Genomic DNA, 13,040 nt, shown 5'->3' on the forward strand with positions numbered 1-13,040 from the left:
AATTACTTCTTTATTTGTAGTGTTTTGAATGTATACTTTTGTTGTGTATTTTGAGGATATCAGGAGATTTGGTGTGAAGTTAATGTTTTCAGGGGTTTGAAAGTAAACTAATATCTAAAAGTTTACATTGGAACTTACAATTGAAATTGATATAAAGTAATGTAAAATCTAAAGATGAAATGAAAATGATAATTTTTTTATAAACAAAAAGCCTAGTAATCACTAGGTTTTTTGTTTAACTCATTTATGTTGAGGTAGCACGCACATTTTAACGTTTTTATACTTTAAAAGATTTTCAAAATTCATTAACAGAATTTGAATTGAGATTTTGATTTAAAGATGAATTTTGAGACATTATTTAAGCTATTTTCAACACTTTTTACATTGAAGCGTTTTTTTCTAAAATACCTATGTTTTTGAGATAGATGATATCGCTTAGAGTAGTAAAATCAACATTTTTTTATGTCGAAATTTGTTTAGCGTATATTTTAGTTAAAATGTGGGCGTGATCCTTAGTACAAGTAATTTAATGATAAGAATAAAAATGAGGTAATTTTACTAGAGCATTTGTTTTTTTTTATCATAAAATATACAAGCGTTTCATTTAAGTTTTAAATTAATAATAGAATTATCTATATTTAAAAAGTGGGTGAAAAAGTGAAAAAATACAATAAATGTAGTCAGTTTTCTTTACCTTGTGCCTATCCTATTCCAGAACCACCAGAACCTAAGATATATTCAGCATTCAGAGCTGTTAGTACAGCTCTTACGCCTCAAACTGTTAACGCTGCTAATACTCAAGTTCAATATCAAACTGAACAATACGATCTAAGAGATGAATATCTTACTACTGCTATTATTGGACCTCCTGCAATTCCTGCCTCCACATTTATTCCAAAATCTAATGGTATATATGATATTATTGCAAGTGTTGAATTTCTTTCTAGTGCTGCTACTTTTGTCGCTTATGATTTAGTAATATCTATCACGGTAGGTGGTACTGCAGTAGCCAGTGATAATGAACATTTTGCTGTAAGTACAAATAATATTGTATCTGTTTCTACTAACATTCAGTTAAAAGCTGGAGATCAGGTACAAGTATTTGTAACAAGTACCGCAACTGGTACAATCGTTTCAAATCGTGCAGCTACACGCTTTGAAGCTACGAGACTTCCATCTCCAATAATATAAATTAAAAGCTGATAAAATTAATCTAACTTCACATAACTCTAATTATGTGAACGAAAAGTCCCTTCAGATCTTCTGAAGGGACTTTTCTAGGTTTCTAGATAGATTGACTCCTGATAATTTGTGTTATGTAAACATGATATGAATTCGGTATACATGTTTCCCTATGCTTCGCTAAAGTTTTTATCTCTTCCCTTTACTTTTTGTCTATCGGCTTAGCGATACAAACAAATCGAGCCGAAAAAAGTTTTATCAGGACAAAATCAAAAAAAAAAGCGTTAGCCTTTAGGTGAGGATTTACGAACCGACTTTTCTATTTTGAGGGTAGAGATTTTCGAGTGCTTTTTTCAAAAATACGACCCGTTCCTTGTGGAACTTTTAGCTCTATATATAAGAGTGAGAAGAGCAAAGAGAAGAAAGTCAGTAATAGCAAGGGTGTAAAGGGGGGAGGGTGTGATCATTTGATCACACCTAAAAAATGTAAAATAAAACAAAAAAAGCAAGACTAAAAGTCAGGCTTTTTTAAAATAAATAAACTGGTAATTTATGTTTGGTGGAATTTTTTTATCTGCTATCAATAATGATAAATTATGATAATTAGACTTTTACAATTTTTTATTTAGTATTAGGAAAGATGTGCAATTTGCACATCTTATAAATTTATAAGAGAGGCCGGTCAATTAAAGTAGTGAATTCTAATTCATGAACGTGGTCATCATCTAATGTAGTTGTTCCATTGATGAAATGTATATGTTTTCCATTACCGACAGGGATAGCAGGACCTGTTGTTATTGCTACTTCATGATGATGATTAAAAAAATCAGTATTAACAAATATTGCATGGACATGACTATCGCCCATTGGTATTACTTCACTAGTAACACCTGCAAAACGATGATTATGTCTGTCATCACATTCTTCCGCTAACTTAGTACTAGCTGTAAATTCATGTACATGTGTTTGTATCATACATTCTTCTAGGGTTTGTGTATTATTTTGTTCTTCTGGTTTTGGTATATTCTTATTTAATGGATTTTCATTATTGAAATTATCTGGTGGATTTTTATTCATGAAAGAACTACCTCCTTTTAGATAAACTTACTTTAATATGTTATTTGAATTAATAATGTTGTATGTCAGTAAATTGTTATTAATTGTTTTTTTAAAAAAAATTTTTGCTAATTGTACGTTATGTTAATTATATTTAAATAGATTTATAGATTTATAGATTTATATATATAAAAATTGGTTTGCAACTTTTTCCAAGTTAATTCCTAACAATACTATATAAGTTTAAAGCTTGCGTTTTGGCTAGAGTGCTGGCTCGTCGTGTGGGGGCGAGACCCCACGTATGAAACGTATCAATGTATTGAATAAGAACAATATTTGAGCGATTGATCTAAGCGGTTCGGCTCGTATACTTGCTTATCCAAGTCGATAACCATTATCTTGCGTTTTGTCTGTCGGCTTGGCGAAAAAAGCAAATCGAGCCGAAATAAGTTCCGCAAGGACACAATAAAAAAGAAAAGGCATTAGCCTTTAGGTGAGGATGAACGAACCGACTTTTTTATTGTGAGGGTGGAGATTTTTGAGTGTTCTTCTCAAAAATACAACCCGTTCCTTTCGGAACTTATAGCCTATATATATATAGTGAGAAGAGAGAGAGTTTTAAAAGTGGTATAAAAGGTTGGTATAACTAGGTTTATGATGTTTTTCGTGTGTATCGAAAACAATACACACGAAAATGAGGGGGTTGGGGGAGTTTGTTAGATGGGGGCCGGGGAAGATTTCCCCAGTGGGTTTGGGCAAAGCCCAAGGTTTGTTTTTGCCATGCTAAGCATGGCTCGGCGAAGCCGAAAAGCGTCGCAGACCCCTATTGATTTTGATGCGTTAGCGTCAAAATACGTATAGAGTTACGTCAATTGACACAATTTCGTCGCCTTGCTAGACTTATTGTATCAATTAATCTAGGGGAAGTGGTGGTATTTTATGTTGTTCTCTATCTCATTTAATCAATCTCACCAAAGTTCATTAAGCCATAATAACAGAGAAAACATTTATGGGAATCCTGGCATCGATCCATCCAGGTTAGACGAGAATATCTACTTTGTTCAAAAGGACATCCGAAGTGTATACAAGGATGTCTTTCAAGAAGCGGTCGATAAGTATAACGAGAAACAAAAACGGAATGACCGTAAGATTGATGATTATTATGACAAAATACATAAAGACGATAAGACACATGAGCAACGAGAATTGGTTGTAGCGGTTGGAGAGGGTAAAGACGACCTAAAGTATAGGGGAGCAAAAAAGGAAGCGTTAAAACAGTATGCTGAGGCGTTTCAAAAGCGAAATCCAAATCTAGTAGTTTATAACATGGTATTACATGATGATGAAGCCAATCCGCATTTACATATTAACTATGTACCGAATTTCGAAAATAGTCGAGGATTAACGAGGCGTGTCGGAATGGATAGAGCTTTGCAACAACAAGGTGTAGAAGGAACGGGAAGAAAGTTAATTGCACATTGGAGAGAATTAGAAACGGCCTATATTGAGCAATTGGCTAAAGAGCACATTCCGAATTTTGAACGTGCTAATGTAGGTTCACATAAGTACATGAAAGTCCGTCAATACAAGGAATATGCAGAAACAAAATCAATTGTTAAGAATCAAGTACAAGAAAAAGAAACGCAGTTACAAACGATTGATCATCATTTAAAAAACGTTGAAGAGAAAACAAACGAGTTACAAGTAGCGAAAAAGAGTTTGGAAAGTGATGTCGTTGATAAGTACAAAGAATTAGAGATAGTGAAACAACAAGTAGAGAGTGAAAGTGAAAAGCTGCAGTTAATTGGCCAGCGTCATGTAGAGTTAGAAAAAAGAGTAGAACAAATGCAAATAGAATTAGATAGTGCTACGGATCAAGTACCAAATGAACCTGTTGTGATTCCGTTTTTGCGTAGAGAAGTAATAACACAAGTACAGGATAAAATGATTGGGAAAGCTGAAATCACGAAGAAACAGACAAGAAATTATGTGTTATCACCAGAACAATATCAAGAATTTACAAAACAAGTGAACGCAGCGGTTACTATTAAAAAGGATTATGAGAGTTTGAAAAAGACAGATTTTGTGAAAGAGAATGAGAGTTTAAAAGTGTATGCAGAGGGATGGATGGAAGATAATCGAACATTGAAAGAAGAAAGAAATCAGTTGCAAAAAGAAGTTGGTGTATTAAATAGAGAAATCAGCTCATTAAAAGCTCATATAAAGGATTTACAGACGAATATAAGAGTTTTGTATGTACAAACGAAAGAAGTTTTTAAAGAGCAATTTAAGGCGTTTAGAGGGCTTATTAAAAATGAATTGGGTAGCAAGGGAATAGATAATCAATTTGAACGTGAACATAAGAGAGAAATAAGCAGACATCGAGATTTTGATAGAGAAAGATAGGAGTGATAATGATGAAAGCATTGAATTGCATGAGTTTGAAGAAGAAAAAGAGGGTTGAATGTTGTGTTTTTGCAAGAGACGGAAAGTTTTAACAAGGTGTTTCATGTTACTATAGAGAAAGACGTATAAACGAGAAAAACCGCTCTAGCTTTGGACGGCGAGACGGTTTTTCATAATAAGGTTGGAATCAACCATTTATATATTCTATATACATTCTAACATATAAAAGTTGATTCCTTCCACTAAGGGAGAGAATTATTTTATGACAAAAGTTGTAGATTTTGGACAAGCTGAAAAAAAAGCGAAAATAAGAGATAGTAAGATTGATAGTATTTATGACCAGTTGCAAGCAGGTGGTTATTCGGAAGAAGAAAAAATAATGCTTTTGCAGTTGTTAAGTAAGGCGACTGGTGGGGAAGAATATTTCATTGGTAAAAAGAAAAAGCCTACGGATAGGGTGAAGTTTGTGCAAATGATTACGGATAATTATAATTACTTAGCAAAAATAAACTATCTCACAAATGCTGAAAAGGCTTTTCTAATGGATTTAGTGCCTTATGTAGAATTTAAAACGAATATTCTTGTAGAACGAGCAAATGAGGAAAATGAATTTGATTCAGACAATGCTACACCTAGTTATTTAGCAAAAGAATTGAAGAGAGATCGTTCAAGGGTTTCAATGATGATGAATTCTTTAATGGAAAAAGGAGTATTGGCGGTTGCGGAATCTGGAATGACAACAGAAGATGGACGTATTTGTACGAGTCGTACATGGTTTATAAATCCTAACATTATGTGCTGTTCTCCAAAAGATGGAGTAGACAAAGCTACACAAAGAATTTTTAAGAAGTCTCTTAAAAATTTTGTTGCTGAAGATGGTAAAAAACATAAATTACCAGTCTATTTATTTTAGGAATGAGAAGAAATGATGTCATTGACATCTTTTTTTTTATGTGTTTTTCCATTTTTTAGGTGTTGCTTTTTTGCAACACAGGTGTTGCTTTTTTGCAACACCCCCTACCTCATAAACCCTTGCTATTACTGACTTTCTTCACTTTGCTCTTCTCACTCTTATATATATAGCTAAAAGTTCCGCAAGGAACGGGTCGTATTTTTGAAAAAACCACTCAAAAATCTCCACCCTCAACATCAAAAAATCGGTTCGTTAATCCTCACCTAAAGGCTACCGCCTTTTCTTTTTGATGTTGTCCTTGCAAAACTTTTTTCGGCTCGTGTGCTTTTCTCGCCAAGCCGACAGACAAAAAGCAAAGCAATGGTTCTCGACTTGGACTAGCAAGTATACGAGCCGAACCGCTTAGATCATTCGTCCCAAGATAGTTCTTATTTTAAAAATAGATACGTAATACGTGGGGTTTCGCCCCCACACGACGAGCCAGCACTCTAGCCAAAAAGCAAATTTCAAACCAAAACCACGTTAAGTAAAAAAATAATAAGCTGTCCATATGGACAGCTTATTTACATAATTATCGTTATTGGAAGTTAAGCATCTGTTCCTTGAGGAATCCAACCAATATTTTGGCTCCATTTATCAGCTTTTCGTAGAATCTCCCATATCAGAGGATCTTTTGATTCGGTATACATGTGTCGATTATTTGTGTGTTTTTCAGCTAACCTATATTTTAATTCTCCATATTGCTTACAGTCTTCTGGATGAGTACGCATATAATCTCTAAATAAGAGAGCAAGTTGTTCAGGCCAACTCCCTTCACGTCTCACATGTATATGAGTTCTCTTGTTACCAGGAATTTCGCGAAAATAACGTTTAGAACGGTCTGAATTATCTGCTCTATAAATAAATCCTAAACTTTCTAAGGGTTTCTTGAAAGAATCAAATAACTCTAGAGAATTTACGGAAATTTGTATATCAATAATTGGTTTTGCAGCTAAACCAATTATTGATGTAGAGCCGATATGATCAATTCTTATGGCAACGTCTCCTAAAACACTTCTTAATGAATCCCCTAGATTTTGAAACTCTTTAGACCATTCACTTTTATAAGGAACTACAATAATTTTATCTGACATTCATTTTCCTCCCTAAATCTCTCTTACAATCTAAATGATATCAGATTCTATTATGTATATCGCATTCATGCTCGGTTAACATAACGTCCTATTATTAGCAATCGTATATTTGTTAAAAGCTTTTTGGGATAGTTACGATCCTATTGGGAACATTAATTTTTATGGAGGTGATTGTAATGAATAATAACAAACAACCAAACAAAACTTCTGTAGGAACAAATGCTGCATCTGCATCTAACAAATTTGGAACGGAATTTGCTAGTGAAACAGATGTACAAGCAGTAAAACAACAAAACGCTCAAGCGGAAGCTAAAAAGAACCAACAATCTAGCCAACAATAAACTTAACAAACAAAGGATATTTTCCATAATCGTGGGAAATATCCTTTGAGCAAACTATCCAAAATGCGATAAGGCATCACTCATGAAACCCAATTACGTAATAGAAAAAGACTACTTCTTTTAACTGGGAAAAGGTAGTCTTTTTCTGTTTTTAAGCTGTATATGGTATACAATTTTAGTTAACATAACGTCTCATTATCGGTAGCAAGGACAAGAGGGAATCCGCTTTAAAACAAGGATTCTCTCTTGTCCTTGCTTTATTTTTTATACACGATTTTATACATTGTTGTTATAGCAAGGATTCTAGCGATCTTTGCTATTTTCTTTTTCTGTTTTTTTGTATAAAAATTTGTATAAATTACTAGATTGGTAGATGCAAAAGAAAACGTTATGTAGCAACTATAGAACGGCTGATAGCAGCTATGGACAAGAAGAACATAACACTAGAACAGGCTATAAACTTAGCAATATCAAGTACTGAAGAAATTGACGTAGCAACTGTTGCTTATAGGTAGCGTAGCAGACATAGAACAGAAGAAATCATTTTAAAGTTGTTTTTTTTAGTGAATAAATTTAATAAAAAAAGAAAGAAGAATTTTTTAGGATTCTTCTTTCTTTTTAGTGCATGAAGATTTTTAATTAGCAGCGACCAACTCGTACTTGTTGAGTTTGTAATACTTTTAAAGTAAGATCAAGAACGATTTTTTCACGTAATTTGTCAAATTCTTTCTCATGATCTTTTTCACATGAATCATGATGACCATAATCAAAATCATCATCATGATCACATGGTGAAAAATCAAGTTCATAAAATTCTGCACTAATTAATTCACAGAATGGTTGTTCATTATAGAAAACATTATTTTCAAAGAAGAATTTGTCTAGACGAGGAACATCAGTATTTTTTGGATTAATGAAACGAGCTTTATTTTCCGAAGCAAAGGCTAATATTGGGTTAGAAAGAAAGTCACCTGCAGTTAAATCAGCGAAACCAGAGAATCGAACTTTTGCAATTTTATCATGAATCACGCCATTGCAGTCTTTAGCAGCGTATTCAATATTTTTACGAATGAAACCTTCTACAAACAATTTTGCTCTTGTTACTCGAAAATATCCTGTTTGATCAATTGGCTCATATTCAACAGGTACTAGTTTACATTGTTGTAAAAATACATCTTTTAATACTCTTTTAATTTCTACTGCTGGTGGATGAAGTGGAATTGTTGCTTCGACTACAATTTGAAGCGTTCTTTCTGCTAATACAACTGGAATTTTAACTATTGGATTGTTTGTAAGAACAGGTGTTGCTGGAGTATCACTGAATGGAGTTTGTGTTTCTGATTTAACCTTACAATCTTTGTGGTGATCATCTGAATGATAGTTTTCTTGGTTATTCAATTAAAAAAACCTCCGTTTATTTTTTATTTAAAGTTATTCGCTTTAATATAATATTTAATATATCTATTTGTGTGAGGGCCTGTATAATAGTTATTTTCCTCATTTTGAAATATAACAAGCTAAATTAGATTAATAAAATTAATGTTTTTTGTATTAGATTTTACTTAGTATGTGTTTTTGTTAAAATTTTGGTAGGTTTTCTTATATTTTAAAAAAGATAAATAATACTAAAGTCAATTGCACTATTTTGAATAAGAAAACATAAATTATAGTGTGAGACGAGTAGTGGTGCACTTGTTTATGCTTTTATTGAAATCTCCTTGGAAAGAAAGGAAGTTACTAATAGGTTTCCTTTCTTTTTTAAATATAATGGATATTGTTTTAGATGATTTGAAAGTAAACTAATATTTAAATATTAATTAGTGACTGTAAAAGGTAATAAAAACATTTCTTTAAATTTGAAAAAAAGGTGTTACCTTTCTAAAGAAGGAAAACACTATATAGCAACTAAAGAACAGCTTAGAGCAGAGGGAGGACAAATTATGGCTCAAACTTATTGGGGATCAGAGGTAGCCAAGAACTTAGGGATTGGTTCAAGTACTTTACGTAAATATTGTCTTGCCCTGGAAGAAGCCGGGTATCCTTTTGAGCGAGGTAATAAATAATTCTAGAGTCTTTTTTCATAAAGACGTAGCAACTATAGAACGGCTAATAGCAGCTATGAACAAGAAGAGTATAACACTAGAACACGCTGTAAATTTAGTGATATCAAGTGTTGAAGAAAATGAGGTAGCAACAGTTGCTACGGATAGCGTAGCAGACACAGAACACATAAAAACATTAGTAGAACGTATAGAACGATTGGAACAACTTAATTTAGAGTTGATTCAAAGATTGGATCAACAAAGTAAACTTTTACAGGAAATAGATGCTCAACGAATAATAAGAGAAAAACAAAGAGATGTTCAATTAATGCAGGTATTAAAAGAAATACAGGATAGCAATCGCTTAATAGCAGCTTCAGAACAGAAGAAGTCATTTTGGAGTCGCCTGTTTGGTAAAAAAATTAAAATCTAATGATAAAGAGATTCTTGCTTTTTATTTGAAAAAAGATAAGAAGTGAGTTTTTTGTCTATTATTAATAATGATATTGAATTTTTAGCACTATAAATGTTAATCAAACATATATTGTAGTATTGGAATAGGTTTCGCTCACTTATTTCATCTCATTTTATTTTATAATTTCCTTTAAAAAGAACACCAACGGGCATTGGTGTTCTTTTTAAGTAGGTTGGTTTTGAAAAATAAGAAGTTTTCTTTGTTTTAAATTTGTACTTGTTGTACTTGTAAAACTTTTAAAGTAAGGTTTAATACCATTTTTTCACGAAGAGTATCAAATGGTTCGTTTAAGTCTGTTAGATAAGGAGAAAAGTCTAATTCAACAAATTGAGCACTGACTAATTCGCAATATGGTTGTTTGTTATAAAAAACTGTATTTTCGAAGAGGTATTTTTCTAAATTTGGTAAATCACCGTTTTTAGGATTATTAAAATGAGATGTAGTATCTGAGGAAGCAGCTATTAAAGCTAGAGATAGAAAATCATCCTCTATTAGATTTGCAAAACCAGAAAATGGAACATTGGCAATGCGGTTATATATAACTCTATTATATTCATCATTTATATATTCAATATTTTTACGAATATATCCTTGTAAAAATAGTTTAGCTTTTGTAACTAGGCGGTAATTTGTACCTGGTATTGGAGTAAATTCTAGAGGAATTAACTTACCTTGTGTCAAAAATACGTCATTTTTTAAGATACGTTTAATTTCAATTGCTGGAGGATTTAATGAAGTATTGGATTCTACAACAATTTGAATTGTTCTTTCAGTTAATACAACTGGTATTTGTACAAGCGGTGCTTCTGTAGTAATAATTGGTGCTGCAATTCTATTACTTAATGATGTTTGAGTTTGTCCTACCACCTGACATGATGCATTAATTGGACATTGTTCACTCATGTTATTTTAATCTCCTTTTTGAAATTACTTTAGATTTTTAACGAATTTACAGAAAGAATTTTCCTTCCTCAAGCGTGTGAAGGGCGATAGCCCAACGGTAGGTGGGAGATGAATTTTGATTTGGCCATAGCCAAAAACTTTTGATAACTTGATATATGAGGTTGCAGGAAGAAAATAGAGTGCGAAAACCAAGCCATTCGGTTCCTGCGTAAAATATCAACCGTACCAAGAGAGCGTCCAAGCGTTGGACATCTAGGGGTGGAACACCCCGAAGTAACGCTCGCTCAGGGAGACGAAAGGTTACTTTCGTCGTGGAACTGAGAAGCTCCCACTTTAAGCTTTGCTAAGTGGCGAGTAGTTCACAACTGTTCAATGCCCATGTATTTATTTTTTTCATTTATGTATATGTATGTATAACAGCTTTTGCAATTTGTTTATTGAAGTTTATTAATGAACTACAGACAATAATCTATGATTACCTATATTTTTTTATATATAAATAAATTAATGAAATGTTATTATAATAAAAAGAGTGATATGATTTTTGTGTATTTGAGTCTTTCGATTTCTTTATTTATATCAATAGATTTCGCTTTTTTTTTGGTTATCATTCTATGCATGATTTTATAGATTGCAGAGATGATGGTTTTTTTAGGCTTATGAATGTCCTGTATTAGTACAAAAAATTGTATAAAATCTTGTATAAAAAATAGTGGAATTACTATGTTCTAAAGTGAAAAGAAATAAAATAAGCCTTGCATATAAGCAAGGCTTATTTTATTTCCAGAATTTCCACCAATGATGTTTATTTTCTGTAGTAGGAGCAACTAGTTGTTTAGTTTCTTGAATAGATTGTATGTTATGTAATAGTTGCTCATCTCTTTCTTGTAACAATTGTTCATGGTGTTTTTGATACGTTTGTATACCGTCTTTCAAAGTTTGAAATTCTTCTTGAGTTCGTCGTAGTTCTTCTCTCATGGATTGGAGTTCTTTTGTTATTTCTTCGCGTTCCTCACGCAACAATTCACGTAATAAATTAGTGTTGTTTTCGCGTTCCAATATTTCTTTATCTCTCGTAATAAGCAAGGATTGGGAATTTATTGGATCATGGGACGTTCCACTCGTGTTCCAATTTTCATTATTTATGGTTATTGCTACGGTTTTGGCAGCATCGGCTTTGTTATATCCGGCATCTTTCATAAGTGTTTGAAATTGTTTCAAAGCTTTTATATCTTTTGAATTAAAGGTTCGATACTCGCGATTACTTTTAGGATCACGAACTTTTATAAAGATGTATTCATGTTTTTCTAACTCTAAACACCATTTACGTAAATAGCTTTCGCTAATACTTAACATTTCTGCTACTTCCTTGGTTAGGAAAGCCGGGAGTGGCTCGGATTGTATACCATTCCGCGTTCCATCAGACATCGTTCCTCACGCTCCTCTTAATGTTCCAATTGACGTTCCTAAAGTTACATTATACATGATAAAACGAAATACCTTTGAAATGTGAAATTTGTCGGTAATATCGGCTAAGGGCAAAATATCTTATTATTTTAAAATGCAAAACATAGACTAGTAAACAAGCTGTTTTTAACTTTTAATCATAGAATATGAGGAATTCTATTGTTAAGAGGAGGTAATCATATTTATGGGATGTAATTGTAATTTCAGACATTGCAGAGATTGTAATAGATTTTGGGATGATTTAATGTTTTGCAGACGCAGACATAGAGATTGTGATGATCGTCGTTGTAGACGTGACCGCGACTGTGATTGTGATGAATGTCGTCGCAGACGTAATCATGATCATGACCGTGATCATGATCATCGTCGGGATTGGTAAATTTCTTTCAATGAGTGTGTTTCTTCACAGCACTCTTTTTTTATTTTTATAAAAATATGGATTTGGTAGTGTATTTATTTTAATAATTGTATTGTTTATTTTTTAAATTAACTAAAATGTACATCAAAAAAAGATATAGTATTCTAGTTCCTGTTGGTTTGCTATGAATAAGTGGTGTTATGTAAACTTTATTTTTAAAACGAATTGGTTAATTGATTTGGAACATTTTAATAAAATATTGAATACTATGAAACTGTAATCTATAGGTTATTAATCCTTTAATTTAGTAGGAGGTGAATTTAAAATGCCTTTCTCTACTGGTCCTATTGAAAACGTAGGAAATCAACCTACTAATGCAACTAGAGCTAGGGTTAAAATTCTCAATCGTACTGCAGGTCCACTTACTGGGGTAGTTAGATCTTTTAGACTTGACGGTACAAGAACATTAATCGAACAGATAAACTTTAATGTGGCTGCTAATGCTTCTGAATTTATAAATCTCAGTTTAGTTCACTCTACTTTGGGACAAGCACTTCAATATGAAGTTGAAATTGTTCCTAATCAAAACGGTGGTTTATACAGTGTCTACGGAATAGCACCTGGTAATGTTATTATTACTGCACAACGAGTTTTGAATTCAGAACTAACGCAGATTCTTTAGTTTTTAAATAAGGGTGGGTTACCTAAAAAATAACCCACCCTTATTTAATTGTTGATAATCATAGATTAAGTGAATTAGCTAT

The 13,040-nt window shown here is 32.5% G+C and carries 11 protein-coding genes and 1 pseudogene; 7 read left to right on the forward strand and 5 right to left on the reverse strand.

Going from position 1 to position 13,040, the window contains the following annotated elements:
* Positions 1 to 657 precede the first annotated feature (657 nt).
* The gene (locus MHI07_RS29165; protein ID WP_340827310.1) at positions 658 to 1,191 is read left to right on the forward strand and encodes a hypothetical protein; all 534 of its coding nucleotides are present in this window, start codon (positions 658 to 660) and stop codon (positions 1,189 to 1,191) included.
* Positions 1,192 to 1,848: 657 nt separating this feature from the next.
* On the opposite strand, the gene MHI07_RS29170 is transcribed toward MHI07_RS29165, so the two are convergent.
* Positions 1,849 to 2,259: a YmaF family protein gene (locus tag MHI07_RS29170; protein WP_340827311.1), complete on the reverse strand. Its 411-nt coding sequence runs from the start codon at positions 2,257 to 2,259 to the stop codon at positions 1,849 to 1,851.
* A 918-nt stretch (positions 2,260 to 3,177) separates the two neighbouring features.
* Here MHI07_RS29170 and MHI07_RS29175 point away from each other — a divergent pair.
* Positions 3,178 to 4,644 (forward strand): plasmid recombination protein, encoded by a 1,467-nt coding sequence (locus MHI07_RS29175; protein WP_340827312.1) that lies wholly within the window; start codon positions 3,178 to 3,180, stop codon positions 4,642 to 4,644.
* A 262-nt stretch (positions 4,645 to 4,906) separates the two neighbouring features.
* Entirely contained in the window at positions 4,907 to 5,557 is a 651-nt protein-coding gene (locus MHI07_RS29180) for a MarR family transcriptional regulator (protein WP_002162441.1), read from the forward strand.
* Positions 5,558 to 6,144: 587 nt separating this feature from the next.
* Here the strand turns inward: MHI07_RS29180 and MHI07_RS29185 are convergent.
* On the reverse strand, positions 6,145 to 6,690 hold the full coding sequence (locus MHI07_RS29185) for a GrpB family protein (protein ID WP_340827313.1): 546 nt from the start codon (positions 6,688 to 6,690) through the stop codon (positions 6,145 to 6,147).
* A gap of 176 nt (positions 6,691 to 6,866) precedes the next feature.
* On the opposite strand from MHI07_RS29185, the gene MHI07_RS29190 reads away from it, so the two are divergent.
* Positions 6,867 to 7,031, forward strand: coding sequence for a gamma-type small acid-soluble spore protein (locus MHI07_RS29190; protein WP_001063579.1), 165 nt, complete (start codon positions 6,867 to 6,869; stop codon positions 7,029 to 7,031).
* A gap of 639 nt (positions 7,032 to 7,670) precedes the next feature.
* Here MHI07_RS29190 and MHI07_RS29195 read toward each other — a convergent pair.
* Positions 7,671 to 8,429 carry a CsxC family protein gene (locus MHI07_RS29195; protein ID WP_215582255.1) on the reverse strand — a complete coding sequence of 253 codons (759 nt, stop codon included), beginning with the start codon at positions 8,427 to 8,429 and terminating at the stop codon, positions 7,671 to 7,673.
* Positions 8,430 to 8,971: 542 nt separating this feature from the next.
* Between MHI07_RS29195 and MHI07_RS29200 the strand changes: the two are divergent.
* Positions 8,972 to 9,506, forward strand: a pseudogene (locus MHI07_RS29200) (DUF3967 domain-containing protein).
* 246 nt (positions 9,507 to 9,752) lie between these two features.
* Here the strand turns inward: MHI07_RS29200 and MHI07_RS29205 are convergent.
* Together MHI07_RS29205 and MHI07_RS29210 are read right to left on the reverse strand one after the other, a co-directional pair.
* Entirely contained in the window at positions 9,753 to 10,451 is a 699-nt protein-coding gene (locus tag MHI07_RS29205) for a CsxC family protein (RefSeq protein WP_340827316.1), read from the reverse strand.
* Between the two features lie 777 nt (positions 10,452 to 11,228).
* Complete coding sequence (locus MHI07_RS29210) at positions 11,229 to 11,879, reverse strand: DUF3967 domain-containing protein (protein ID WP_340827317.1); 651 nt, start codon at positions 11,877 to 11,879, stop codon at positions 11,229 to 11,231.
* Between the two features lie 223 nt (positions 11,880 to 12,102).
* On the opposite strand from MHI07_RS29210, the gene MHI07_RS29215 reads away from it, so the two are divergent.
* Together MHI07_RS29215 and MHI07_RS29220 are read left to right on the forward strand one after the other, a co-directional pair.
* Positions 12,103 to 12,297 carry a hypothetical protein gene (locus MHI07_RS29215; protein WP_340827318.1) on the forward strand — a complete coding sequence of 65 codons (195 nt, stop codon included), beginning with the start codon at positions 12,103 to 12,105 and terminating at the stop codon, positions 12,295 to 12,297.
* A 304-nt stretch (positions 12,298 to 12,601) separates the two neighbouring features.
* Positions 12,602 to 12,958: a hypothetical protein gene (locus tag MHI07_RS29220; RefSeq protein ID WP_033728813.1), complete on the forward strand. Its 357-nt coding sequence runs from the start codon at positions 12,602 to 12,604 to the stop codon at positions 12,956 to 12,958.
* Positions 12,959 to 13,040: the final 82 nt, after the last annotated feature.

The sequence above is a fragment of the Bacillus sp. FSL H8-0545 genome, from assembly GCF_038006105.1.
Lineage (GTDB): Bacteria > Bacillota > Bacilli > Bacillales > Bacillaceae_G > Bacillus_A > Bacillus_A cereus_U.

What these genes read in the sequence shown, in the direction of transcription:
- MHI07_RS29215 (WP_340827318.1), top strand. Translation starts at nt 12,103, where the DNA reads ATGGGATGTAATTGTAATTTCAGACATTGCAGAGATTGTAATAGATTT.
- MHI07_RS29190 (WP_001063579.1), top strand. Translation starts at nt 6,867, where the DNA reads ATGAATAATAACAAACAACCAAACAAAACTTCTGTAGGAACAAATGCT.
- MHI07_RS29185 (WP_340827313.1), bottom strand. Translation starts at nt 6,690, where the DNA reads ATGTCAGATAAAATTATTGTAGTTCCTTATAAAAGTGAATGGTCTAAA.
- MHI07_RS29175 (WP_340827312.1), top strand. Translation starts at nt 3,178, where the DNA reads ATGTTGTTCTCTATCTCATTTAATCAATCTCACCAAAGTTCATTAAGC.
- MHI07_RS29180 (WP_002162441.1), top strand. Translation starts at nt 4,907, where the DNA reads ATGACAAAAGTTGTAGATTTTGGACAAGCTGAAAAAAAAGCGAAAATA.
- MHI07_RS29220 (WP_033728813.1), top strand. Translation starts at nt 12,602, where the DNA reads ATGCCTTTCTCTACTGGTCCTATTGAAAACGTAGGAAATCAACCTACT.
- MHI07_RS29210 (WP_340827317.1), bottom strand. Translation starts at nt 11,879, where the DNA reads ATGTCTGATGGAACGCGGAATGGTATACAATCCGAGCCACTCCCGGCT.
- MHI07_RS29205 (WP_340827316.1), bottom strand. Translation starts at nt 10,451, where the DNA reads ATGAGTGAACAATGTCCAATTAATGCATCATGTCAGGTGGTAGGACAA.
- MHI07_RS29170 (WP_340827311.1), bottom strand. Translation starts at nt 2,259, where the DNA reads ATGAATAAAAATCCACCAGATAATTTCAATAATGAAAATCCATTAAAT.